The following is a 24,882-nucleotide window of genomic DNA, read 5'->3' as shown; positions in this document are numbered from 1 at the left end:
AATCGCCTGAGACGATGTCCCACCACCTCTAGGAGGTCAGCCACCGTTCGAGCGCGTTCAGGCAGTCGTGGACTTCGGAGGCGAAAACGTGCTCGTTGTCGGAATGGGCCAGTAAGGCGTCGCCCGGTCCGAAATTCACCGCCGGAATTCCCATTGCGGAGAATCGTGCGACGTCGGTCCAGCCATATTTCGGGTGGGGGTCGGCTCCGACCGAGCGGACCAGTTCTTGAGCGAGTGGCGCATCCAAACCCGGTCTGGCCGCGGGCGAGGCGTCCACGATGTCGAGTTCGTATCCTTCGAAGAGCTCTCGCATCCGGACCATCGCCTCGTCCAACGTCTTGTCCGGGGCGAAACGGTAATTGATGTGAACGTTGCATGAGTCGGGAATAACGTTGCCTGCCACCCCTCCTTCGATCTGGACCGCGTTGAGGCCTTCCCGAAAATCCAGGCCTTCAACGGTCACGCTGCCCGGCTCGTACTCTTCGAGAATCCGGAGAACACGCCCCAGCTTGTGAATAGCGTTCTCGCCCATCCAAGCTCGCCCGGAATGGGCGGCAATACCGGAGGTGTGGATCCAGAAACGCATCGTGCCGTTGCAACCGCCCTCGATCCGGCCGTCCGTCGGTTCGAGCAGAACAGCAAAATCGGCGTCGGTCACCAGTTCTGGGGCGACTTTCAGCAGTTTCCCCAGCCCCGACGCGTCGCTGGATACCTCTTCATGATCGTAGAAGACGTACGTGATGTCACGGCCCGGCTGAGTCAGGGTCGCCGCCAGTTGGAGCTGAACCGCCACACCCCCCTTCATATCGGTCGCGCCACGCCCGTACAGGACCCTGCGGCCCTCGGACTGGTCCCATTCCGAAGGAACGGTGCCCCTCGCTCCCGGGGTCGAGGGAAGGGGAACCGTATCCAAGTGACCGGCAAGAACAACTCTTTCATCCCGTCCGAGCTCCGTGCGGGCGACCACGGTGTCACCATGGCGTTGGACGGTCAAGTGTCCGAGTTCTCCCAGTGCTCGTTCGACCGCGTCGGCAATCGGCTCCTCGGCATCGGAGACCGAATATATGTCCAACAAGTCTGCCGTCAGCTGTGCGACGTCTTGGGTCAGGTTCAGGGACGGGACGTTTCGAGGCTTCGTTGAGCTGTGGGGAGTCATGCGTTCACCTTAGTATCGTCTTACGATTCGGTACGACCCGGGCTCACACTACGGAACATCGTCCAGGTTTTCGTAGACTGGGAAACATGACTTCAAGTACGAGCGCCGAATACGCAGCAGGCTTGGGCCTGGCCACCGTCGTGGCCGCCGGCCCCAACAAGGGACAGGTCCTGGACGTCTGGTATCCAGCCCCAGCCCTTTCAGAGACCGCGGAGACCTCCGTGCGCGACGCCCTGGAGGCCTCACAGGGCCCTGACGTCGCCCGCAACGTAGAACTGAAGGTTATTGAGACCTCCGTTCGGCTTCAGGAGGAGCCCGTCGACGCGGCAGATGTGTATCTGCGGCTCCATGCCCTCTCGCACCGCCTCGTCGTGCCGAATTCGATCAATTTGGACGGCGTCTTCGGGAAACTCGCCAACGTGGCGTGGACCAATTTCGGCCCCGTTCTCGCTTCCGAGCTCGAACAGGTGCGTTTGGCGCTGCGTACACGAGGACACGTGACTGTTTACTCGGTCGACAAATTTCCGCGCATGGTCGATTACGTGGTGCCCACCGGTGTCCGTATCGGCGATGCCGATCGCGTGCGCCTGGGCGCTCATCTCGCGGACGGCACAACCGTCATGCACGAGGGCTTCGTCAATTATAATTCCGGAACGCTGGGCCACGCCATGGTCGAGGGCCGCATCAGCCAGGGCGTCGTGGTCGGTGACCACACCGACATCGGCGGCGGCGCGTCGATCATGGGTACGTTGTCCGGAGGTGGCAAGGAACGCGTCCGCCTCGGCGAACGCGTGCTTCTCGGCGCCAACGCCGGTGTGGGGATATCGTTGGGCGACGACTGCGTCGTCGAGGCCGGGTTGTACCTGACCACTGGAACCCGCGTGACTGTAGTCACGAGCCAGGAATCGAAGGTCGTCAAAGCCGCGGACCTATCCGGGACCGCGAATTTGCTGTACCGCCGCAACTCCCAGAGCGGCGCCGTGGAAGCAATCCCCCGCGCGACTGGATCCGTTGAACTCAATTCAGTCCTGCACGCCAACTAGTTCACCCACCGTTAGGAAATAGACATGAAGATCATGGTGACCGGCGGTGCCGGCTATATCGGCAGCCATACGGTTCTGGCTCTTCTCGAAGCCGGGCATGAGGTTGTCGTTATGGACAATCTCGCGAACTCGTCCAAGGCCTCGCTGGAACGGGTCAGCGATCTCGCCGGTGGCAAGCGTGCCGAATTCCACGAAGTGGATTTGTTGGACGCTCCGGCGATGAACGAGCTTTTCGAATCGTCCAGGCCGGAGGCGGTGATCCATTTCGCAGGGCTGAAGGCAGTCGGCGAATCGGCGGAAAAACCGCTGTGGTACTACAACACCAACGTGGCCGGAACGATCAATCTCCTGCAGGCGATGGATCAGTCGGGGTGTCGTTCAATCGTATTCTCGTCATCGGCGACCGTCTACGGCGCTCCCGAGGAGATGCCTCTCACCGAGAAGCTGCCCATGGACGCTCAATCCTGTTACGGCCGAACTAAAGAGCACATTGAAGACATGCTGATCGACGTGGCCCAGTCGGACGAGTCCTGGAATGTTGCTCTTCTGCGGTACTTCAACCCCGTAGGTGCCCATGAATCCGGACAGATCGGCGAAGACCCCACGGGGGTTCCGAACAACCTGCTGCCTTTCATAGCGCAGGTCGCGGTCGGGCGCCGCGACAAGCTCAAGGTTTTCGGCGACGACTACCCCACACCGGACGGTACCGGTGTGCGGGATTACATCCACGTCGTCGATCTCGCGGAAGGTCATCTCAAGGCCCTCGACTACGTTTCTCAACGAGGCGGACTCCATACGTGGAACCTCGGGACGGGCAACGGTTATTCGGTCCTCGAGGTGCGCGAGGCTTTCGAAAACGCATCGGGCAAGGAAATCCCGTACGAGATCGTGGATCGCCGGCCGGGGGACGTCGCCGTCTCTTACGCGGATCCCTCTTCTGCCCTGGCCGATCTCGGCTGGTCCGCGAGCCGAGACATCGCGACCATGTGCGCGGATCACTGGCGGTGGCAGAAGAACAATCCCAACGGATACGAGGGATAGACAGCGGACCGGGATCGCGCGTGCATTTCGGGTTGCATAGCGGCCCGTAATCCACCCCATAGCCCGATTCGCTGTCAGTAACTCGCAGTGGACACCCATGTTCCCACACCATGAGGTAGGCGAGGTCCGGTGTGGACATTATTCCGGCGGACGTCGTCCGTGCTTGCCGCTGATCAGCGACCCCGGGCGGGTTGAAGGCGCCCTGCATTCTGTGGCGAGGGCCAAGGGATATGCGAACCGCCTCAGATAAAAATCGGGCCGTTGCGTGCATCCCTGTTCGTAGGTGAACCCGAGATGCACGCGACGGCCCGAATCTGAGTTGGTCTGGCTACTCGACCCCGGGGTAACGACGCTCGGTCTCACCGGTGTAGACCTGGCGAGGGCGGCCGATCTTGGTGGACGGATCCAGCATCATCTCACGCCACTGGGCGATCCACCCGGGCAGACGACCGATGGCGAAGAGCACCGTGAACATCTGCTCCGGGAAGCCCATCGCCTTGTAGATCAGGCCCGTGTAGAAGTCCACGTTCGGATAGAGCTTGCGCTCGACGAAGTAGTCGTCGGCCAGTGCCTTGTCCTCGAGACGCATCGCGATCTCGAGGAGCTCGTCGTCGCCGCCGATCTTCTTCAGGATCTTGTCCGCGGTGGCCTTCACGATGCGGGCGCGCGGATCGTAGTTCTTGTACACCCGGTGGCCGAAGCCCATCAGGCGTACGCCCTCTTCCTTGTTCTTGACTTTTTCCATGAAATCCTCGGGGCTGATGCCCTCGGACTGAATGCTGCGAAGCATGTTCAGGACGGCCTCGTTTGCGCCACCGTGCTTAGGTCCGTACAGAGCATTGATGCCAGCGGAGACGGAAGCGAACATATTGGCATCGGACGAGCCGACCAGGCGGACTGTCGAGGTCGAGCAGTTCTGCTCGTGATCCGCGTGAAGGATCAGCAAGAGGTTGAGTGCCTCTGCAATGTCCGGATCCACCTCGTAGTCTTCTGCGGGAACGCCGAAGCACAGCCGCAGGAAGTTCTCAGCGTAATTGAGGTCATTCTGCGGGTAGAGCATCGGCTCGCCCTTGGACTTCTTGAATGCATACGCCGCCAGGGTCGGCACTTTGGACAGCAAACGGATCGTGGAGACCTCGACCTCGTGCTCGTCGTGCGGATCCAACGAGTCGCTGTAAAAGGTCGACAGTGCGGACACCGCCGAAGCCAGAACCGGCATCGGGTGCGCGGTCCGAGGGAAACCTGAGAAGAAGATCTTCAGATCCTCGTGGACCATGGTGTGGGTCCGGATCATACGATCGAATTCATCCAACTGCGTTTGCGTTGGCAACTCACCGTAGATCAACAGGTAGGCGACCTCGACGAAGCTCGCTTTCTTGGCAAGATCTTCGATCGGGTAACCACGGTACCGCAGGATTCCGGCATCGCCGTCGATATAGGTGACAGCGGACTTGACGTTGGCGGTGTTCATGAAGCCGGGGTCGTAGGTGACGTACCCCCCGGTTTCGGAACGAAGTTTGGCGATGTCGAATGCGCCCGTCCCGTCAGTCGGTTCGACGGCCGGGCAGTCGACGCTCGTACCGTCGAAGGTGAAGGTCGCGTTATCGGTCATATTTCCTCCCGTTTGCGTGTGTCCTCCGCCGTGACATGCCAAGCCTCGGGGGTCGCCCTGGTGCCGGCACAAAAGCGCCGCCCTGCCATAACGGTCAGGGCCGCGGCGTGGGCGGGGACACAGATTATCTCTGCATAGCCTACCCTTTGCAGACATACCGTCACGAATCATCCTCGCGATGTGCACGGACATTTCACCGCGCTTGACGCGGCGAAATAAGACACTTCGATATCCGCCGCCCGCCAGGGTCTCCTCGAGTCAGGCCTTCGATAGCCGCCGGACGGCCGCTTCGATACGTTCGTCGCATGCGGTCAGAGAGATCCGTATGTGTCCGTCTCCCTCGTCACCGTAGAAGACCCCGGGGCCGACCACGATGCCAAGATCGGCAAAACGACCCACCGTGGTCCAGGTGTCCTCCCCCATGGTTCCCCATAGATACAGTCCGGCCCGTGATCCCTCGATCGACAAGCCGTATTGCTCGACGGCGGGCTTCAGGGCCTCACGCCGGGACCGATAAAGAGCTTTCTGGTGCGCGACATGATTCTCGTCGCCCAGGGCAATCGTCATGGCATCTTGGATAGGACGCGGCACGATCATGCCCGCGTGTTTTCTCGAGTTGATGAGGTTCGCGATCAGACCCGTATCCCCCGCAACGAATGCCGCCCGATATCCGGCGAGGTTGGATTGCTTGGACAGGGAGTAGACGGAAAGAAGGTTGGTCATCTCGCCACCGGAGACTCGGGGATCAAGAACGGACGGCACACGCTGGCCACCTCGTTCTTCGTCCCAGTCGCCCCATCCCAATTCCGCATAACATTCATCGGACGCCACGACGGCGCCGAGTTCACGTGCCTCGCGCACCATCTGGGCCAAAGATGTCGCATCCCTCACCGTGCCTGTGGGGTTACCGGGTGAATTCACCCACACGAGCTTCACGCGGGAACGAGTCTCTGCATCCAGATCTTCCAGATTGTCTGCAGCGACGGCACGCGCCCCAGCAAACCTCGCCCCGATATCGTAGGTGGGATAGGCAACGACGGGGCGCACAACGACGTCGTCCTCACCCAGGCCAAGGAGGAATGGCAACCAAGCCACCAGCTCCTTGGAGCCTACGGTCGGCATCACGGATGTCTCGTCCAGACCTTCTACCCCACGACGGCGCGCATACCATTGGACAATGGCCTGCCGAACTTCCGCGGTTCCCTGCGTGGTCGGATACCCCGGAGCATCTGCCCCGTCGGCCAAAGCCTGCCGGATGACGTCAGGGGTCGGGTCGACCGGCGTACCAATCGACAGGTCCACCGTGCCATCCGGATGACCGGCGGCGCGTTCGCGATAAGGAGCCAGGGAGTTCCAGGGGTAATCCGGCAGGCTCAAACCGAAGGAAGACATGCGGGCCGGTCCTATTCTTGGTTCTGGGGCGGCAGCCCGGCAATCAAGGGGTGATCGTGGTCGATGACGCCGGTCCGAGCGGCCCCACCGGGCGAACCCAAGTCATCGAAGAAATCGGCATTCGCCGTGGTATAGGCATCCCATTCTTCGGGAACGTCGTCCTCGTAGTAGATCGCTTCGACGGGGCACACCGGTTCGCATGCGCCGCAGTCCACGCACTCATCCGGGTGGATGTAAAGGGACCGCTCACCTTCGTAAATGCAGTCGACGGGGCATTCTTCAACGCACGCGCGGTCCTTGACGTCGACGCAGGGCTGGGCAATTACGTATGTCATTCAAACCTCTCATCGGTACCGGGTCCCCGGTCGTCGCGGTTCGGTTCGTTGCTCCGCGGCAAGTCTGTTGAACCATCAGTCTAGTCGTGCATGTGGCGCAGACTCACGTGGGTACTTCACACTGTATGAGTTATCACGTCACAAGGCGGTTGCGGTTAAGCCGCGTGAAGTCTTGCGTGACGTTACGAATTTCGGGTCTTCAGGATCGCGCGGTTGGAGATCCATTGGCCGATCATCGTCATCACCAGGGTCCCGAGTACCCAGGCAATCCCGACCTGGCCGATCGGAACTTTGGGATTCGGAATCACCAGGAGCGAGTCCGACCGGGCGTAGATGAAGAGCCCGATTTCCAGAAAAGCAATGGTTCCGGGAAGAACCGTGGCCCAGGCCTTACGGGTGTAATGCGAGACCCACAGCGTTGCGCTCAGCACCAGCAGGAGAGCCAAGAAAAGACCCCAGGGGAGGTACCACCCCGAAAAATAGCTGATCGAAGCGTGGAACATGGTTCCGATGAAACCGATGACCAAGCCCAACCCCACTCCGGCGATGGCGGAGTTGATCGGGCCGGCTGCCACGTTCTTTCGCTCTTCACGCGATTGATCGACGGATTCCGCAAGAAGTCTGAACGATTCTGCTCCGCTGATCTTCTGTTCAATGTTATTCGAGTAGTGGAAGGTCCTCCCCTCCCCCACGACGACCTGCGTCGCGTGGGCGGCCATGGCACGCTTTTTGGCCGCGGCATCCCCTTGGACGACGGCTTGCTGTCTCTCGTCCTGCGGATCCGCTTCGCCTTCCACACCCCAGACCAGAGCCGGCTGAGCCTTGCGGGACAGCATGGAAAGGGCCTTGAGGGTCGCCTCATGGGTTCTTTGGTGGTCGGGATGTCCGTAGCCGCCGTCGACGTCGTAACTGACCACGACGTCGGGACGGGACTTCTCGATGACCCTCGCGATGGCCGCGGCAGATTCCTTGAGCGGCGCGTGCGTCAGGCAGTCGGCAGCCGCGTTCTCGGCTGCCGCAGCGCGACCGTGCCTGCCCCACGACATCCCAGAGTCGCGGAAGAAACCTGGGCTCTTGGACCGTTCAGCGAACCAGTGGCGTCGAACGCCCAGCTCGCGGCACGCGGCCTCGAGCTCGATTTCCCGGAGCGCACCCAGCTTCTCTCCTCGATCCTCGGAGGGACGATTCCGCACGTCCAACGCTGCATGCTCTTCACCGATGACCTCTCCCATTTCACCCCGGGACATGGTCAGAAGATCGACCTTGGCCCCGGCTCGCGCATAGTAGCTCATCGTCGCCCCGGTCGAGGTGGACTCGTCGTCCGGATGCGCGTGGATGAACAATATGGTCGCTTGCCGAGGATCCAGATCCTCCGGTAGCAGGGACGGCACCGCGTCCGGCGACGTGTACTCGGCCTGTTCGGGGTAAAACGGTTCAGGATGGGAACCGTGTGTTTCGGGGTTGGTCATCGGTGAAGACGTGCTGTCTGATTCCTCGGATTAATTGGCGCGGTTGCGGGCACGGAAGGCACGGACACGCTCATTGGCGTCGAGGATGACCTTCCGGATGCGAATAGCCTCGGGCGTGATCTCCACGCACTCGTCCTCACGAGCGAATTCGAGGCACTCTTCCAACGTCAACTTGCGCGGAGGCGTAAGGTTCTCGAAGTTGTCCGCGCTGGCCGAACGCATGTTGGTCAGCTTCTTCTCCTTCGTGATGTTGACCTCCATGTCGTCGGCGCGAGAATTCTCGCCCACGATCATGCCCTCGTAAACTTCCGAAGTCGGCTCCACGAAGAACGTTCCGCGCTCCTGCAGATTCATCATCGCGTAGGGAGTCACGACGCCCGCACGGTCAGCCACCAGCGAACCGTTGGTCCGGTATTCGATGTCTCCGGCCCACGGCTCGAAACCGTCTGCGTAGGAGTTCGAAATGCCAGCACCACGGGTCTCTGTCAGGAACTGCGTCCGGAAGCCGATGAGGCCACGAGCAGGAACGCGGAACTCCATGCGTACCCAACCGGTGCCGTTATTGGTCATCGTTTCCATGCGGCCCTTTCGGCTCGCCATGAGCTGCGTGACGGCACCCATGAATTCATCCGGGACGTCGATCGTCATGTACTCGATTGGTTCGTGGACCTTGCCGTCCACGACCTTGGTGACGACCTGCGGTTTGCCCGCGGTCAGCTCGAAGCCTTCGCGACGCATCTGCTCGACCAGGATCGCGAGCGCGAGCTCGCCACGCCCCTGAACTTCCCAGGCATCGGGACGCTGAGTAGGCAGAACGCGGATCGATACGTTGCCGATCAATTCCTTGTCCAGACGGTCCTTGACCTGACGAGCCGTGACCTTGGCGCCTTTGACGCGACCGGCCATCGGGGAGGTGTTGATACCGATCGTCATCGAGATCGCCGGATCGTCCACCGTGATCAGAGGCAACGGATTCGGATTCTCGGCGTCCGTCAGGGTCTCGCCGATCGTGATGTCTTCGATGCCTGCGACGGCGACGATTTCGCCGGGACCGGCCTCATCGGCCGAGACACGGTCGAGGGCTTTGGTCTTGAGCAGTTCGGAGATACGAACGTTCTTGAGCTGTCCGTCCTGGCGGGCCCAAGCGACGGTCTGGCCTTTCTTGAGGGTTCCGTTGAAGACGCGGAGCAGAGCCAGACGTCCGAGGAAGGGTGAGGAGTCCAGGTTGGTCACGTGCGCCTGGAGAACACCGGCCGGGTCGTACGTCGGGGCCGGAACGTGATCCAGGATGGTCTTGAATAGAGGTTCGAGATCTTCGTTGTCGGGGATCTCGCCGTCAGCGGGCTGCTCGGTCGAGGCGCGCCCGACCTTGCCGGAAGCGTAGACGACCGGCACGTCGAGGACGGCGTCGAGGTCGAGGTCCGGAACTTCCTCGGACAGGTCTGAAGCAAGACCAAGGAGAAGGTCCATGGTCTCGGAAACGACTTCTTCGATTCGCGCGTCCGGGCGGTCTACCTTGTTCACGACGAGGATGACCGGCAGCTTGGCGGCCAGCGCCTTGCGCAGTACGAAGCGAGTCTGCGGGAGCGGACCTTCGGAAGCGTCAACGAGCAGGACGACGCCATCGACCATGGAGAGGCCGCGTTCTACCTCGCCTCCGAAGTCGGCGTGGCCGGGAGTATCGATCACGTTGATGGTGACGGTTTCCCCGTTCGCTGCGGGACCCGAATACTCGACGGTGGTGTTCTTCGCGAGGATCGTGATGCCCTTTTCACGTTCCAGGTCACCGGAGTCCATCACACGATCTTCGACGTCCGCATGGTCAGAGAATGCGTGGGTCTGTTTGAGCATGGCGTCGACGATGGTGGTCTTGCCGTGGTCAACGTGGGCCACGATCGCGACATTGCGGATGTCGGTTCGCGTAGCGGTGCTGGAAGTTTCAGTCATACGATAAGGCTCGCTTTGCTGGAGAGTGGCTGGTGTGACGTCATGGTGGGCCACAGCGTCGGCGTAATTTTCAGGCGCGTTCATGCGCGACCGCATGGGGCCAGTACCCATCATAGCCAGGTCGTCAAACGCCGATGCCCGGGGCTCCCACCATCGTGGCGGAAACCCCAGGCATCACCGGTCGCGAATTTTGCTCAGGCGGCCTCGGGCGGGATCATCAGGCCCGCTCCGGGAATGGCCGCGAGCAGCTTGTTCGTGTAGTCGGTCTGGGGATCTTCGAACACGGAATCCGTGGACCCGGTCTCGACCATCTTCCCTTTTTCCATGACGCACACGTTGTCCGCGATTTGGCGAACCACCGCGAGATCGTGGGTGATGAAGAGATACGTCAAGCCGAGCTCGGACTGCAATTCGGCGAGTAGGTTCAGGATCTGCGCCTGTACCAGGACGTCCAGGGCGGAGACCGCCTCATCGCAGACGACGAGTTCAGGGTTCAACGCCAGTGCACGAGCGATGGCCACACGCTGGCGCTGGCCGCCGGACAGCTCATTCGGGTATCGAGCCATCATCGAATGCGGGAGTTGAACTTGGTCCAGGAGCTCGTTGACCTTCTTCTCGCGCTCGGACTTGGTGCCCACCTTGTGAACACGCATGGGTTCTTCGATCGTCCGGAAAATGTTGTACATCGGGTCCAGGGAACCGTACGGATCCTGGAAGATCGGCTGCACTCGACGCCTGAACTTGAACATTTCGCGACCCTTGAGGCCTGCGACGTCCCGGCCGTCGAAGGAAATGTTCCCCTTCGTGATGGTCTCGAGGCCCAAGAGCATGCGGGCCACGGTCGACTTGCCAGAACCCGATTCCCCGACAACCGCAGTCGTCGTACCTCGTGGGATCGAGAAGGTGACGTCATCCACGGCCGTGAACCGCTCCGATTTGCCCCAAGCGCCCCGCAATTTGAAGACCTTGGTGAGATTCTGGACCCGCACGAAGTCTTGCTGCAGAGTCGCCTGAATCTCGGTCTTCGGGCGTTCGGCCAGAAGATCCTCGGCTTCCCGCCCGGTTTCCTTGGCCACCTGGATACGTCGAGAGGCCAAAGACGGAGCGGACTCGACGAGCTTCTTGGTGTAGGGATGCTGAGGGTTGCGGAGCAGATCCAATGCCGGTCCGGCCTCGACCACGCGGCCCTTGTACATCACAACGACTTTGCGGGCCCGTTCGGCGGCCAAACCGAGATCGTGTGTGATCAGCAGGACGGCCGTTCCGAGGTCCTGGGTCATGGTCTCCAGGTGATCCAGAATGGTGCGTTGCACGGTCACGTCGAGGGCCGAGGTCGGCTCATCGGCGATCAACAGGCGCGGCTGGCACGACAGGCCGATCGCGATGAGCGCGCGCTGGCGCATACCGCCGGAGAATTCGTGAGGGTACTGGCGAGAACGTTTTTCGGCGTCCGGAAGACCTGCCTGCTCCAGAACGCGGCTGACATCCTTGTCTGCGCTGGGCAGACCATTCGCTTTGAGCGTTTCCTTGACTTGGAACCCGATCTTCCACACGGGGTTCAGGTTCGACATGGGGTCCTGAGGCACCATGCCGATCTGGTTGCCGCGAAGCTTAACCTTCTCCGCCTCGCTGATGTGGGTGATGTCTTTGCCGTCGAAGATGATATTGCCGCTGGAGACTCGGCCATTGCTCGGAAGCAAACCGATTGCCGCGAGTCCTGAGGTCGACTTGCCGGATCCCGACTCTCCCACGATGGCCACGGTCTCCCCCGGCATCACGGTGAAGTTCGAGTCCTTGACAGCCTCTATCTCACCCGTGCTGGTTTTGAACGTGATTCCCAGGTTCTTGATTTCGAGCAGCGGTTTCACTGTTTCTTCAGTCATGGGTCACTTCTTCCGGGACTTGGGATCGAGCGCATCACGGAGGGCATCGCCTAGCATGATGAAGCTCAGAACCGTGAGGGACAAGGCCAAACCTGGCCAGAACACGGGCATGGGGTTGGAGCGGAACGCGTCCTTGCCATCGGAGATGTCGTTGCCCCAGCTCATGATCTCGGGCGGCAGACCGATACCGAGATAGGACAGCGTCGACTCGGCAACGATGAACGTGCCCAATGAGATGGTCGCGATCACGATGACCGGGGCCATGGCATTGGGGATGATGTGTTTCATGAGGATTCCGAATGACGAGACTCCCAGCGAACGAGCGCTGGTCACGTAATCCGCATTGCGGACTTCGACCACGGCACCACGCATGATTCGCGCGACCTGCGGCCACCCCAGCAGCACGAGAATCAGGACCAGCGTCCACACGCCGCGATTCTCGCGGAATGCCGGAAGCTGCATGATGACCAATGCGCCGAGAATCAACGGCAGAGCGAAGAAGATATCGCCCAAACGGGCGAGGACCGCGTCAACCCATCCGCCGAAGTACCCGGCGATGGCACCGACGATTCCACCGATCACGACGACGCCGAGGGTCGCGAAGAGACCGACGGTCAGTGACGCCCGGGTGCCGGCGATGACGCGCGAGTAGACGTCGCACCCTTGAGCTGTGAAGCCCATGATGTGACCCGACCCGGCCTTGCCGTTGGAATTCTCGAGGAGGCACTGACCGCTGGCAGGGTTCTCGGTCCAAAACAGTTGCGGGAAGAAGGCGATCACAACTGCCAGAACGATCAGGATTACCGAGAAGATGAAGGTCGGTTTGGTGCGGAGTTGTCGCCACGCGTCTTTCCACAGACTCAGCGGAGCTTCGTCCGTAACGGAGGAATCCGTGGCCACCACGGGGGTCTCATCGATATCGGCGATGAAGTGCTCGATCGCGACGGCCGATCCCCCGAGATCTTTCTGATTGCCCGCGACCGCATGTTCCGCGGCTTCGGGCTGAATCCGTTCACGCATGTTTTCTTTGGCTTCTGCGTTCTCGGATGGGTTGATTTCTGAACTTTCAAATTTATGCATAGCGGATCCTCGGGTCGAGCCAGGCGTAGAGCAAATCAACCAACAGGTTGGCCACGCAGAAGATCAGGACCATGATCGAAACGATGGACACCACCGTAGGGGCATCTCCGAGCGTGAGTGCTTTGTAGAGCTGGGAACCGATTCCGGGCACATTGAAGATCCCCTCGGTAACCACGGCACCGCCCATCAGCGCTCCGAGGTCCGCGCCGAGGAACGTAGCGACCGGAATCATGGAGTTACGAAGAACATGGACCCTTATCACTCGTCCACGGCTCAGTCCCTTGGCGGTTGCGGTGCGCACGTAGTCTGCGTTGACGTTCTCCGCCACCGACGTCCTGGTCAGGCGCAGGACATAGGCGAATGAGACCAGGCCCAGGACCACGGCCGGCAGGATGAGTTCTCCCCAGCCTGCTGCGCCCGAGACGGTCGGCTTGGCGAGTCCCAAACGGACGCCCACGAAGAACTGCATCATGAAGGCCAGGACGAAAATCGGGATGGCGATGACGATCAGCGAGATGACCAGAACAGTCGAGTCGAAGAGCTTGCCCTTTTTGAGTCCCGCGTACAGACCGAAGATCACGCCGAAGACTCCCTCGAAGATCAGCGCTTCGATGGCCAATCGTGCGGTGACGGGGAATGCGGATTCGAGGATCGAGCCAATCTCGCGGCCCGAGAAGTTCACGCCCAGGTCTCCGGTGAAGAGCCCTCCGAGATAATGGAGGTACTGGACCAGGAACGGGTCGTTGAGTCGGTATTTCTCGGTCAATGCCGCGGCGACGCCAGGGGTGCAGCCCTTCTCGCCGCAGAGAGCAGCAAGCGGGTCACCTGGGAGCATGAAGACCAAGAAATAGACCAGCAGCGTCGCGCCCAGGAATACGGGAACGAGCTGGAGGAGACGTTTGAAGAGGTACCACAACACGGCTTAGATCATCCCCAAGCCTGATAGGTCGACTCCGCGTCGATGGTTCGTTTGGCTAGAATTCATAAGTATCTACCTCAGAGGCAAGCGGAGATGGAGGGCCGCACAGCGGCCCTCCATCTTCTGAGTTATATGGCCGATTCCGGCACGGTCAGGAGGATTTCTCCACGTTGTAGTACATCGGGGTACCGTTCCAGGACGCCTTGACGCCGGAAACGCTCTCCGACCAACCGACGTTGGCCTGTGAGTACCACAGCGGGATGGCGGGAAGGTCCTCGAGCAACATCGAGTCGGCTTCCCGGAAGGCCTTGTTGGCCGCATCCTTGTCGGTGGCGGCGAGACCCTCATTCAACTTCTTCTCGAACTCAGGGTTGTCGTATTTCGAGTCGTTCGAGTTGGCGCCCTTGGTGTACGTCGGCTCCATGAAGTTGTAGAGCGAAGGGTAATCCCCGAGCCAGCCCGAACGTACGGCTCCGGTCAGCTTGCCTGAGGTCGCGTCAGTGCGGACTTCCTTGAAGGTCGAGTAGGACTTGCCTTCTGCATCGATGCCCAGGTTGTTCTTGATCTGGTTCGCTACCGCGTCGACCCACTTCTTGTGTCCGCCGGCATCAGCGTTATAGGCGATGGTGAATTTCTCGGACGTGTCGTAGGGCTGCATCTTCTCTGCTTTGTCCCAGAGCTCTTTGGCCTTGTCCTTGTCGAACTTGGTGTTGTCCGAGTTCTCGATTTTGTCCTTGTAGCCTTCCAGCACCGGTGCGGTCATGTCCGTCGCCGGCTTCCGAGTGTTGTTCAGGATCACCTTGGTGATCTCATCGCGATCGATTGCCATGGACAGCGCCTGGCGACGCAGCTTACCGGCTTCGCCGCTCCAGTTCTTGAGGTAGTACGGGATGGCGATCGTCTGGTTTCCGGCGTACGGCTTGTCCAGGCTGCGGTCACCCAGGTCGTCCTTGTAGTTGCCCAGAGCAGAGGTCGGAATCTGTTGCAGAACGTCCAAGTTATTGGCGAGCAGGTCCTGATAGGCAGTATCCGGGTTCTGGTACAGCTTGAAAGTGATACCACCGTTCTTGGGCTTCTCCGGACCGTCATAGTCGTCGTTCTTGACCAGATCGATCTGGGTGTTGTGCTGCCATGCCCCTTCCTTGGCCATCTTGTAGGGACCGTAGCCGACCGGATTCTCACCGAAGGCCTTCATGTCCTTGAAAGCCGATTCGGGCATGGGGACGTAGGCGGCGTACCCGAGGCGGAGATCGAAGTCCGACTGCGGCGAGTTCAACTTGACGGTGAACGTGTTGTCGTCCTTGACCTGCAGGCCGGACATCTTGTCTTCTGTGGATCCTTCTCCGGATACAGCGTCGTATCCTTCGATCGGGCTGAAGAAGGTCGAAGCTGCCTGTGCGTTCTTGGCGGCCGCCCCGTAATTCCAGGAGTCCACGAAGCTCTGGGCCGTGACCGGCTCACCGTTGGTGAACTTCTTGTCCTTCTTGATCTTGATAGTCCAGTTCTGGTTGTCGTCCGAATCGATGGACTCGGCCAGATCGTTTTGCGGTTTCCCGTCCTCGTCGTACGAGATGAGGCCATTGAAAATGTTCTCTACGACGACACCGCCGCCATTTTCAGACGTGTTGGTCGGTACCAACGGGTTCTGCGGTTCGACGCTGTCGGCTGTGATGACGGCGGACGAGTCGGCGTCTCCGCTTCCGGCGGAGGATCCCCCGCCGCAACCGGTAAGAGCCAATGCGGAGATCACCGCAACGCTCGCGAACGTTGAAATGCGTGAGAATCGCATTTCGCCTCCTAGGAGTGATTGATCGATGTGATAAGCGCGCGCGATGCCCCGTGGGTAACGTTTCAAGGCCCCGCGTACGAGCGGAAACTTGTGATGCATGACACGCTTGGAAGAAGTCTAAACCACATTTGTTGCTTGTATGTAACCGCCGTGTTGCCTTCGACGCTCCGGACGCGCAAAAGGCCCGCTCCACCAAGGGAGCGGGCCTTTTGGATTATTTTTTGTACTCCGTTTTCAACGGCGTGTCAGCCGCCATCAGTCCTTCATGGAGCGCCACGGCAATTTGCCGCTCCGCTTCTTGGCGCCCGAGGTCGACGCCGAAGACGCACCAGAAGCAACCGCAGCTTCCGCGGCTTCCACGGCCTCAGCTTCCATGCGGTCGTTCCAGTGCTCCTCGAGCTGGCTGAAGTTGGCCGAAACCTGGCTATTGACGCTCTCGGAGATTTCGTCTGCGATCTCGTTCCGGACTTGGCGCCGCTGAGCCCGAATGAACAACTGGTGTTCGGCCTGCAGTGATTTGAACAGCGAGATGCACATGAACACGATGACCACCGAGAACGGCAACGCCGTCAGAATCGAAATCGTCTGGATGGCGTTCAACGAGTTCTCTCCGCCCGCCCAGAGCAGGGCCGTCGCGGTGCCGCCGGCGACCAGGACCCAGAAAACTCGAACCCAAGTCTTCGGGTTCGGGGAGCCGGAAGAAGAAATCATGCCCAACACCAACGCGCCCGAATCGGCCGAGGTCACGAAGAAAACGATAATCAGAATCACTGAACCGATGATCAGCGCGCCGGAGGCCGGCAAGTCCTGAAGCATCGTGAACAGGATGCCTTCGCTGTCCAGGTTCGCAAGTCCGCCGTCACCGAAGAGCTCGGTATGCAGCGCAGTACCGCCCATCACGGAGAACCAGAAGAACGACATCGCCGCGGGGACCAGAAGAACGGCGAGAACGAATTCACGAACGGTGCGTCCCCTGGAAACACGAGCAATGAACATTCCGACGAAGGCCGACCACGAGATCCACCAGCCCCAGTAGAAGGTTGTCCAGGTGCCTGCAAACTCCTGACCTTCAGCACCGTCGAGCGCGAAGGTCGAGAACGTCAACTCGATGACGTGCTGCAGGTAATGGCCAATGGCCTGAACGAACTCACGGAGCAGGAAGATCGTGGGTCCCATGATCAGCACGAAGAGTACGATCACCGCCGCCAGAATCAGGTTGCCGTTCGAAAGCCATTTCATGCCCTTCTCGAGGCCGGTGACCACCGAGAACAAAGTGACGGCCGAGAGAAGGATGATGATCATGGTGTAGCCCATGTTGCTGGTGGCGTCGATATTCAGGAAGCCAAGGCCTGACGCAATCTGCATCACGCCGAGGCCCATCGACGTCGCGACGCCGAACAGCACCCCGACCAGGGCCACGATGTCGATGACATCTCCCCAAATGCCACTGATTCGGTCCCCGAGGAGAGGTTTGAGCGAGTACCGGATGGACAACGGCAATTTCTTCCGATGGGCCGAATAGGCAATCGCCATACCGACGATCACGTAGATGGCCCACGGGTGCAGGCCCCAGTGCAGGAAGCTGCGGGACATACTCTGCTGAGCCAACTGCTCCGGCGAACCCCCCACCTCTGGCGGAGGCGTTATGAAGTGAGAGATAGGCTCCGATGCGCCGTAGAACACCAGCCCAATGCCCATACCTGCCGCGAACAGGAAGGCCAGCCATGTCATGAACGAATAGTCGGGTGTGGAATCGTCCGGTCCCAGCTTGATGTCGCCGAGCCTGCTGAAGCCCAGATACAGCGCAAAGACGACGAAGACGGCCACAATTGCCGTGTAATACCAGCCGAAATATCCGATGACGTCCGTTTGCAGCGCAGTAAATAGTTCATTGGCCTGATGCGGAAATATCATAGTGATGCTAATAAAAAGCGCCATGATGATTGCCGCAGGTATAAAGACTCTTTTGTCGATTGCCCCGCGCTTCATCTTCTCGTGCAAGCGATCTGGGACGCCGCCGACCCGAAGGTCCGGCTTCCTGGTCAAGAAGTTAGCCATGCAATCCTCGTTCTGTACCTCATTTAGTGATGCGTGTCGTGCGCAGACAGCGGTCCGCCAACTGCTCGTATCTACAAAGTCACACACATGCCTTCGCAGTAGCGGCCCGAAAAGCAAGCACACTTATTTATAGCCTAATCAATCTTTTGAACCGTTGACCAACTGGACCGATTCGAGACGCCAACCGTGTGCAATGATCCCTTCGGTTCGGCACCGGAACGCTATGGAATATCCCGGCCCGGCATAGGAGAATGGAAACCATGAGTGCATCACAGATTCCCGACATCACGTCCACCGAAGCCTGGAAAGAACTGACCCGGCATCATGCGGTCCTCGAGCCCGATCTCAGAGAATGGTTCGACCAAGACCCCCAGCGCGCGGAGGAGTTCACCCTCACCGCCGGCGATCTCGTCGCGGATCTCTCCAAGAACCTCTTGACGAGCGAAACCCGCCGGTTGCTTCTCAAACTTGCGGAACAGGCGGGTGTCGAGGAGCGTCGTGACGCGATGTTTGCCGGCGAACACATCAACGTGACGGAGGACCGCGCTGTCCTGCACACGGCGTTGCGTCGCCCCAATGGAGCCGCGCCGATGCTCGAGGTCGATGGACAAGACATCGACCAGGACGTGCATGAAGTCCTCGCCAAGGTCTACGATTTCGCCGATCGCGTGCGGTCCGGTGAGTGGACCGGGATCACCGGTCGCCCCATCGAGACGGTGGTCAATATCGGCATCGGCGGCTCGGACCTGGGCCCTGTCATGGCCTATGAAGCACTCAGGACGTATGCACAGGACGGTCTGACCGCTCGATTCATCTCCAATATCGATCCCACTGATGCAGCCGAAACGGTAGCGGATTTGGATCCCGAGACAACGTTGTTCATCGTCGCCTCCAAAACATTCGGCACCCTGGAAACCCTCACCAACGCCCGTGTGTGCCGCACCTGGCTGCTCGAGGCCCTGCGAGAATCAGGTGCACTCTCGGACGCCGAAGACACCGAGGCCGTGGCCCGCCACTTCGTGGCCGTGTCCACTGCCCTAGACAAGGTAGAAGCTTTTGGGATCGACCCAAAGAACGCGTTCGGTTTCTGGAATTGGGTCGGCGGCCGCTACTCCGTGGATTCCGCGATCGGAACCTCTCTGGCCGTGGTGCTCGGCCCGGACGTGTTCGAGGAGTTCTTATCCGGTTTCCACGCGATGGACGAGCATTTCCGTTCGGCACCGGCGGAGAAGAACCTTCCATTGCTCATGGGATTGCTCAACGTTTGGTATGTGAATTTCTTCGGTGCCGCCTCGCACGCGGTTCTCCCCTATGACCAGCATCTTCACCGCTTCCCAGCTTATCTGCAGCAGTTGACCATGGAATCGAACGGAAAATCCGTTCGCTGGGACGGATCCCCCGTGACCACCCAGACCGGCGAGATTTTCTGGGGCGAGCCCGGCACCAATGGCCAGCACGCCTTCTACCAGTTGATCCACCAGGGCACCCGCGTGATCCCTGCCGATTTCATCGCGTTCGCGAATCCGAGTCACCCGACCAAGGACGGCAAGACCGACGTCCATGAGCTTTTTCTCGCCAATTTCTTCGCCCAGACCAAGGCCCTGGCTTTCGGGAAGACAGAGGAAGAAGTTCGAGCCGAGGGCACCGACGAGTCCGTCGTTCCCGCTCGGGTATTCTCGGGCAACCGGCCCACGACCTCCGTGATGGCACCAGCGCTGACGCCTTCTGTTCTAGGTCAATTGATTGCCCTCTACGAGCACATCACTTTTGTCGAAGGGACCGTCTGGGGAATCGACTCATTCGATCAGTGGGGCGTCGAGCTGGGAAAGCAACTTGCCCAAGATCTTGCCCCCGCCGTCGGAGGAGATGCCGACGCGGTCGCCAAAGAGGATTCCTCAACGCGTTCGTTGATTTCGTACTACCTCAACCACAGAGACAAGTAGAGCCCGAGCGACTCCTCACGCGATCTGCCCCGCCTCGCATTCATGATGCGAGGCGGGGCAGATGTGCAGGGTCGGCGTATTCCCTTTTTCGGCCGGTCTGCACACGAGAGGATCGAGTCAGTTCATCCGGGCTGGAATACCGCTACGGATTCGCCCGTCGGATTGCAGATTTCTCACCACGCGTCACGGGTGACGGACGCTCCTCCGCCCGATCAGGCCGGTCGGTAGGTCAAGCAGTCCGCTCCGGAAGTCGCAGAACCGACTTTGACTGACTCCGCCCCACACATGAGGTCTTTGTTGAAGATGCATTCGATCCGCTGGCAAGCTCCGACATGCGCTTGAGCCCGGGGCAAGCCACCATCGGCGTCCAAGGAGATGAAAGTTCCGCAACTGGCATCCTGCGGTTCGCCCGTGATGGTCACAGCAAAGGCAGTGCAACCATCGTGATTGAACGAGCAATTTGAAACAGTGCATTCGGTGACATCTGTCATGACGGACATGGCGATCATCCCTTTCGATGAATGAGGTATTTCACACCCAATTATCCGGAGTTAACTGTTTCACGTCCAGTAAGACAAAGCTCACCAGAATTCGGTCAATAGAGTCATGATTTTTTACCGAAATGAATAGGATATGACGATGTTTCCTATTCTGCAAAAGTGGCCGAACAGGCCCGTCGCGGGGGACATTCTGAGGGGAGCGGCCTATTTATCCGGGTCAGTACGGCCTACCTGAATCTGTCCCTTCCCGCACTTGATCGAATAAAGTCACGAATTCCTGGGCTAACGTCCCAGCTCGCTTCGTTCCGTGGAAGCCAGTAGCGGAAATACACAATCTCGTGTGAGGGGTGCAATGTCGGGCTCGGCCAGAGAGTCGGCAGGCACGCTCCACCGCAATTCTTCGATTTCCGCGAGCGGAAAGATCGGCGTCCGAACCACATACTCAGGCGAACGGACCCAATCGAAAACATGTGCCACGAGTTCGTGGCCGGCTTCATTGGCTGCTTGTGTTTCCCAGCGGCCGAGGACTTCGAGCTCATGTGGAGCAATATCGACGCCGAGCTCCTCCCGGACTTCACGTACCGCGGCCGCACGCGGCTCTTCACCGGTCTCTGGTTTTCCTCCGGGGAACATGAAGGAACTGGTGCCGCGTTTGCGAACGGTCAGAACCCTTCCCTGGATATCCCTCATGACGACTGCGGAAACGGTTATTCGTGGCATGAGCCAAGTTTAGGTTCGTCCCCGCGGCGAGACGAAACCGTGCCGCCGCCGTAATCCATTGCCCGATAGCGAGCCCTTACTGTTCGGACGAATAATCCCTCAAGAGGACCGGTGATGGTGTTCGTCGTCTTTGGTCCCGCAGACAAGCGTCACGACCTCAACCTTCGGCAGCTCTTTGAGTACTTGTTGCGTAGGGTCGTTGTTGTCCAGTCCGTCCGATATTATTTCGCGAACTCCTCGAGTTTTTTCCGGGTCATGACCGAACCTTGTGCGCAGGCCAGTGGAAGGGGAACGGTCTTTCCCTCACTGCTCGATGGCGGCGTCCTTGCGTGTGATCCCGCGCGGCCGCCTCCAGGCCACCAGGATCCGTGTGCCGTCCGGGTTACAGACTCTCGTACACGCGGTTGATGTGGTGAATCGTCATATTCCGGAGGCTATCCGCTTGTGTTCCGGGAAGGAAGAAGGACGTTAGGTCATCTCGGAGGTGAGCACCGGCACGTCCGGTATATTGGCCAGTGGAAATAACCCGCGAAATCAAGCAGGGAGTACGCCGAAAACCCATGTCGAAAATCATTTACACCCATACCGACGAAGCGCCGTTGCTGGCGACCTATTCTTTCAAGCCGATCGTCGAGGCATACGCGAACAGCGCCGGGGTCGCGGTGGAAACCCGCGATATCTCGCTGGCCGGGCGCATCATTGCCCAGTTCAACGATGTGCTTCCCGATGACCAGCGGGTCAATGATGCCCTGGCCGAACTCGGCGACCTCGCCAAGACGCCCGAGGCCAACATCATCAAGTTGCCGAATATCTCGGCATCGGTTCCGCAGCTCAAGGCGGCCATCAAGGAGCTCCAGGCAGATGGTTACGACCTCCCGGACTACCCGGACGAGGTCAAATCCGAGGCCGACGCCGATGCTCGCCGGCGCTACGACCGAGTCAAGGGTTCGGCGGTGAACCCCGTCCTCCGTGAGGGCAACTCGGACCGTCGCGCACCTCTGTCCGTGAAGAACTACGCGCGGAAGAACCCGCACACCATGGGGGCTTGGTCGAAGGATTCGAAGACCAACGTTGCAACAATGGGCGATAAGGACTTCAAGTCCAATGAGAAGTCCGTGATCCTGCCTTCGGATGACACCCTGACCATCCGTTTCACTGCTGATGACGGTTCGGAGAAGATCCTCAAGGACGGATTGAAAGTCCTCAAGGACGAGATTGTCGATTCCACCGTGATGAGCGCGGCCGCTTTGGACGAGTTCCTTGCCGCCCAGGTCGCTCGCGCGCGTGAAGAGAACGTGCTCTTCTCCGTACACCTCAAAGCGACGATGATGAAGGTTTCCGACCCCATCCTGTTCGGCCACGCCGTGAAGGCCTATTTCCCCGACGTTTTCGAGACCTATGGTGACAAGCTCACCGAAGCCGGACTTTCTCCGAACAACGGCCTGGCTTCGATCCTCAACGGTTTGGATCTCCTTGACGAGGACACCGCGAAGGGCGTCAAGGAAGGCATCGAGCGCGGCCTGGAAGAAGGACCGTCGCTGGCCATGGTCGATTCTCGTAAGGGAATCACCAACCTGCACGTACCGTCGGATGTGATCGTCGACGCCTCGATGCCGGCCATGATTCGCACGTCCGGCCACATGTGGGGTGCCGATGACGACGAACACGACACGCTCGCTGTCCTTCCCGATTCCTCGTACGCCGGCGTCTACCAGGCCGTCATCGAGGATTGCCGCGAGAACGGCGCCTTCGACCCCACGACCATGGGATCCGTCCCGAACGTGGGGCTCATGGCGCAGAAGGCCGAGGAATACGGTTCTCACGATAAGACCTTCGAGATTGAGGGGAAGGGCGTCGTCGAAGTCCTGAACTCTGCGGGCGAAGTCCTGTTGTCCCACAACGTGGAAGGCGGAGACATCTGGCGCGCTTGCCAGACCAAGGATGTCGCGGTTCGCGATTGGGTCAAGCTCGCAGTTCGTCGCTCCCGCGAGTCCGGGACTCCGGCCGTGTTCTGGCTGGATTCAGAACGCGCTCACGACACCAACCTGATCAAGAAGGTCAACGAGTACCTCGAAGCGGAAGACACGGACGGGCTGGATATCCGCATCCTCTCCCCCATCGATGCGACCAAGTTCTCTATCGATCGGATCCGTCAGGGCCTGGATACGATTTCCGTTACCGGAAACGTACTCCGCGATTATCTGACGGACCTGTTCCCCATCCTGGAACTGGGAACCTCCGCCAAGATGCTCTCGATCGTTCCGCTGATCAACGGCGGTGGACTATTCGAAACCGGCGCGGGTGGCTCGGCTCCCAAGCACGTTCAGCAGCTGGTTTCGGAGAACCATTTGCGCTGGGATTCCCTCGGTGAGTTCCTCGCTTTGGCCGCGTCCTTCGAGCACCTCGCCAGCACGACCGATAACGATAGGGCCCGTATTCTTGCGGAGACGCTCGATGCCGCTACGGGCACCTTCCTCGAAGAGAACAAGTCCCCGTCCCGCAAGGTGGGTGAACTCGACAACCGAGGCAGCCACTTTTACCTGGCGACATACTGGGCGGAGGAACTGTCCCGTCAGAGTCGCGACAAGGACCTCGCGGAATTGTTCGCGGGAATCGCCGAACAGCTCAAGTCCAACGAGGACAAGATCGCCCAGGAGCTTTTGGATGTCCAGGGCTCTTCGGTGGATCTGGGCGGTTACTACTGGCCACAGGACGCAAAGGCGGACGCCGTAATGCGACCTTCAGAAACCCTCAATGGGATTCTGGCGCAGTTGACCAAGTAACGGTCCGCTGATCTGAGAGGCTCCCCGGAACGCGAAAGCGTTCCGGGGAGCCTCTTTGTTTTCCGTCTGCGCCCGGAAGCTGCACGAGGTACCGTGCGGAACCGGTTGATGCAAAGATGCCCCGAACATCGCCTTCGCAACGCTCGGGGCATCTGTCATGCCAATCATCCGATATCAGTCACGACGATTGCCTTCTTCATCAACTTCGATTTCTTCCTTGCGGACCTGCCCGGATACGGTCTCGGTGTCCTCACGGGCCTGCTTATTGAGAGAGACTCGCTCGGTCGCAACGGTCTCGGTGTCGACGACAGGACGTTCTTCGTATGCGGTCACCGTGACCTCCTCGTCCTTACCGAACTCGTTGCCATCGGCCGCTTGGCGGGCCTCTGCGGAGTCCGGATCGATCTTGGTGCGCTCGACCTGAACCTCTTCGTGTCGAACCGGGACCTCAACGGTTTCGGTGTCCGTCTTGACGTGCTTGCGGAGTCGCACCTGACCCGTCTCACGGCGCTCGGTCTGGTCTGTTGCCTCGAGCCGCTCCTCGTGAGCCACTACGTCGTTGTCGGCAGCACCGTGACGGCCGGTTGCGGCCTGGTCCGCGGTTCCGCCTCGCGTCTGGGCCTCAGCCTGTCCATTGCTGTGGCGACCGGTCCCGGCCTGGGTATCCTCACGCCCATTCACCGTACCTGCTGCCGCAGTTCCGGCCGCAGCCGTTCCAGCGGCAGCAGTACCGGCCGCCGCATTGCCATGCTCCTGGCCTGTCCGATTACCTGCCTGCCCACGCTGGGCATCGGCGTTGCCACTGTTGTCTCGTCCCGAGTTGCTGCCGTCCAGCGAGTAGTACTCGTAGATACGCTGCTCTTCCTCGGGGGTCAACGAACCGTCGTCATCGATGTTCGGGGCATCTTTGACGAAATCCTTGTCATAAGGAACCGTCAGGCCGTCATCGGAAGCGCGGGCTTGGTTCAAGGGCACAAAGGTTTCCTTGGAACCGAAGAGGCCGGTATTGACCGTAGCGAACGTCGGCTCGTTGGTCTGGTCGTCGAGATAAATCTCCCCGACCTTGCCGATCTTGTCGCCGTTGTTTCCGTAAACTGTGCTGTTGCGCAGGGACTCAATGTTCTGGTTATTAGTCATGGTCACTACCTTCTGATCGCTGGTCGGTTGAATTACCAATCCAATTCGAAACCAAGTGATTCCGAGCTATATAAA

At 59.8% G+C, this 24,882-nt stretch carries 18 protein-coding genes and 1 pseudogene; 4 read left to right on the top strand and 15 right to left on the bottom strand.

Annotation, left to right across the window (positions count from 1 at the left end):
• Positions 1-28 precede the first annotated feature (28 nt).
• Positions 29-1,156 (bottom strand): succinyl-diaminopimelate desuccinylase, encoded by a 1,128-nt coding sequence (gene dapE / locus sake_RS04570; RefSeq protein ID WP_178945537.1) that lies wholly within the window; start codon positions 1,154-1,156, stop codon positions 29-31.
• A gap of 77 nt (positions 1,157-1,233) precedes the next feature.
• Between dapE and dapD the strand changes: the two genes are divergently transcribed.
• Positions 1,234-2,199, top strand: a complete 966-nt coding sequence (gene dapD, locus sake_RS04565) for a 2,3,4,5-tetrahydropyridine-2,6-dicarboxylate N-succinyltransferase (RefSeq protein WP_178946274.1) — start codon at positions 1,234-1,236, stop codon at positions 2,197-2,199.
• 24 nt (positions 2,200-2,223) lie between these two features.
• Positions 2,224-3,240, top strand: a complete 1,017-nt coding sequence (galE, locus tag sake_RS04560) for a UDP-glucose 4-epimerase GalE (RefSeq protein WP_178945536.1) — start codon at positions 2,224-2,226, stop codon at positions 3,238-3,240.
• Positions 3,241-3,568: 328 nt separating this feature from the next.
• Here the strand turns inward: galE and sake_RS04555 are convergent, their stop codons facing one another.
• The 10 genes from sake_RS04555 to sake_RS04510 form a co-directional block, all read right to left on the bottom strand.
• Positions 3,569-4,852 carry a citrate synthase gene (locus sake_RS04555; protein WP_178945535.1) on the bottom strand — a complete coding sequence of 428 codons (1,284 nt, stop codon included), beginning with the start codon at positions 4,850-4,852 and terminating at the stop codon, positions 3,569-3,571.
• A gap of 258 nt (positions 4,853-5,110) precedes the next feature.
• Positions 5,111-6,244 (bottom strand): succinyldiaminopimelate transaminase, encoded by a 1,134-nt coding sequence (dapC, locus tag sake_RS04550; protein ID WP_129359992.1) that lies wholly within the window; start codon positions 6,242-6,244, stop codon positions 5,111-5,113.
• A gap of 11 nt (positions 6,245-6,255) precedes the next feature.
• Entirely contained in the window at positions 6,256-6,579 is a 324-nt protein-coding gene (fdxA, locus tag sake_RS04545; RefSeq protein ID WP_129359993.1) for a ferredoxin, read from the bottom strand.
• A 182-nt stretch (positions 6,580-6,761) separates the two neighbouring features.
• Complete coding sequence (locus tag sake_RS04540) at positions 6,762-8,048, bottom strand: PIG-L family deacetylase (RefSeq protein WP_178945534.1); 1,287 nt, start codon at positions 8,046-8,048, stop codon at positions 6,762-6,764.
• 30 nt (positions 8,049-8,078) lie between these two features.
• Positions 8,079-9,995, bottom strand: coding sequence for a translational GTPase TypA (gene typA / locus sake_RS04535; RefSeq protein ID WP_129359995.1), 1,917 nt, complete (start codon positions 9,993-9,995; stop codon positions 8,079-8,081).
• A gap of 194 nt (positions 9,996-10,189) precedes the next feature.
• A complete protein-coding gene (locus sake_RS04530; protein ID WP_178945533.1) occupies positions 10,190-11,878 on the bottom strand; it encodes an ABC transporter ATP-binding protein in 1,689 nt (562 codons plus the stop codon).
• 3 nt (positions 11,879-11,881) lie between these two features.
• Positions 11,882-12,958, bottom strand: a complete 1,077-nt coding sequence (locus sake_RS04525; RefSeq protein ID WP_129359997.1) for an ABC transporter permease — start codon at positions 12,956-12,958, stop codon at positions 11,882-11,884.
• A complete protein-coding gene (locus sake_RS04520) occupies positions 12,951-13,877 on the bottom strand; it encodes an ABC transporter permease (protein ID WP_129359998.1) in 927 nt (308 codons plus the stop codon). Before sake_RS04520 ends, sake_RS04525 begins: the two co-directional genes overlap by 8 nt.
• 151 nt (positions 13,878-14,028) lie before the next feature.
• Positions 14,029-15,666 carry an ABC transporter substrate-binding protein gene (locus sake_RS04515; protein WP_129359999.1) on the bottom strand — a complete coding sequence of 546 codons (1,638 nt, stop codon included), beginning with the start codon at positions 15,664-15,666 and terminating at the stop codon, positions 14,029-14,031.
• 255 nt (positions 15,667-15,921) lie between these two features.
• Positions 15,922-17,724, bottom strand: coding sequence for a BCCT family transporter (locus tag sake_RS04510; RefSeq protein ID WP_129360000.1), 1,803 nt, complete (start codon positions 17,722-17,724; stop codon positions 15,922-15,924).
• Positions 17,725-17,984: 260 nt separating this feature from the next.
• Between sake_RS04510 and pgi the strand changes: the two genes are divergently transcribed.
• Positions 17,985-19,667: a glucose-6-phosphate isomerase gene (pgi, locus tag sake_RS04505; RefSeq protein ID WP_129360001.1), complete on the top strand. Its 1,683-nt coding sequence runs from the start codon at positions 17,985-17,987 to the stop codon at positions 19,665-19,667.
• Positions 19,668-19,879: 212 nt separating this feature from the next.
• Here pgi and sake_RS04500 read toward each other — a convergent pair whose 3' ends face one another.
• From sake_RS04500 to sake_RS13610, 3 genes and pseudogenes are all read right to left on the bottom strand, one after another.
• Positions 19,880-20,158 (bottom strand): DUF1540 domain-containing protein, encoded by a 279-nt coding sequence (locus tag sake_RS04500; RefSeq protein ID WP_371811972.1) that lies wholly within the window; start codon positions 20,156-20,158, stop codon positions 19,880-19,882.
• 291 nt (positions 20,159-20,449) lie between these two features.
• Entirely contained in the window at positions 20,450-20,887 is a 438-nt protein-coding gene (locus tag sake_RS04495; RefSeq protein ID WP_129360003.1) for an NUDIX domain-containing protein, read from the bottom strand.
• 99 nt (positions 20,888-20,986) lie between these two features.
• A pseudogene (locus sake_RS13610) lies at positions 20,987-21,166 on the bottom strand (hypothetical protein); the annotation flags it as partial.
• Positions 21,167-21,447: 281 nt separating this feature from the next.
• Here sake_RS13610 and sake_RS04485 point away from each other — a divergent pair.
• Positions 21,448-23,670 (top strand): NADP-dependent isocitrate dehydrogenase, encoded by a 2,223-nt coding sequence (locus sake_RS04485; protein ID WP_129360004.1) that lies wholly within the window; start codon positions 21,448-21,450, stop codon positions 23,668-23,670.
• Between the two features lie 174 nt (positions 23,671-23,844).
• On the opposite strand, the gene sake_RS04480 is transcribed toward sake_RS04485, so the two are convergent.
• Positions 23,845-24,807, bottom strand: coding sequence for a DUF2382 domain-containing protein (locus sake_RS04480; protein WP_178945532.1), 963 nt, complete (start codon positions 24,805-24,807; stop codon positions 23,845-23,847).
• Positions 24,808-24,882: the final 75 nt, after the last annotated feature.

The organism is Kocuria sp. TGY1127_2, assembly GCF_013394385.1.
Taxonomy (GTDB): domain Bacteria; phylum Actinomycetota; class Actinomycetes; order Actinomycetales; family Micrococcaceae; genus Rothia.
The sequence above is the reverse complement of the archived record's forward strand: the minus strand, read 5'-3'. Positions and strand labels throughout refer to the sequence as shown.

Bases quoted from the DNA above. Each gene is read 5' to 3' on its own strand.
- dapE (WP_178945537.1), bottom strand. From the start codon at position 1,156: ATGACTCCCCACAGCTCAACGAAGCCTCGAAACGTCCCGTCCCTGAAC.
- galE (WP_178945536.1), top strand. From the start codon at position 2,224: ATGAAGATCATGGTGACCGGCGGTGCCGGCTATATCGGCAGCCATACG.
- sake_RS04555 (WP_178945535.1), bottom strand. From the start codon at position 4,852: ATGACCGATAACGCGACCTTCACCTTCGACGGTACGAGCGTCGACTGC.
- dapC (WP_129359992.1), bottom strand. From the start codon at position 6,244: ATGTCTTCCTTCGGTTTGAGCCTGCCGGATTACCCCTGGAACTCCCTG.
- fdxA (WP_129359993.1), bottom strand. From the start codon at position 6,579: ATGACATACGTAATTGCCCAGCCCTGCGTCGACGTCAAGGACCGCGCG.
- sake_RS04540 (WP_178945534.1), bottom strand. From the start codon at position 8,048: ATGACCAACCCCGAAACACACGGTTCCCATCCTGAACCGTTTTACCCC.
- typA (WP_129359995.1), bottom strand. From the start codon at position 9,995: ATGACTGAAACTTCCAGCACCGCTACGCGAACCGACATCCGCAATGTC.
- sake_RS04530 (WP_178945533.1), bottom strand. From the start codon at position 11,878: ATGACTGAAGAAACAGTGAAACCGCTGCTCGAAATCAAGAACCTGGGA.
- sake_RS04525 (WP_129359997.1), bottom strand. From the start codon at position 12,958: ATGCATAAATTTGAAAGTTCAGAAATCAACCCATCCGAGAACGCAGAA.
- sake_RS04515 (WP_129359999.1), bottom strand. From the start codon at position 15,666: ATGCGATTCTCACGCATTTCAACGTTCGCGAGCGTTGCGGTGATCTCC.
- sake_RS04510 (WP_129360000.1), bottom strand. From the start codon at position 17,724: ATGGCTAACTTCTTGACCAGGAAGCCGGACCTTCGGGTCGGCGGCGTC.
- pgi (WP_129360001.1), top strand. From the start codon at position 17,985: ATGAGTGCATCACAGATTCCCGACATCACGTCCACCGAAGCCTGGAAA.
- sake_RS04500 (WP_371811972.1), bottom strand. From the start codon at position 20,158: ATGACAGATGTCACCGAATGCACTGTTTCAAATTGCTCGTTCAATCAC.
- sake_RS04495 (WP_129360003.1), bottom strand. From the start codon at position 20,887: ATGCCACGAATAACCGTTTCCGCAGTCGTCATGAGGGATATCCAGGGA.
- sake_RS04485 (WP_129360004.1), top strand. From the start codon at position 21,448: ATGTCGAAAATCATTTACACCCATACCGACGAAGCGCCGTTGCTGGCG.
- sake_RS04480 (WP_178945532.1), bottom strand. From the start codon at position 24,807: ATGACTAATAACCAGAACATTGAGTCCCTGCGCAACAGCACAGTTTAC.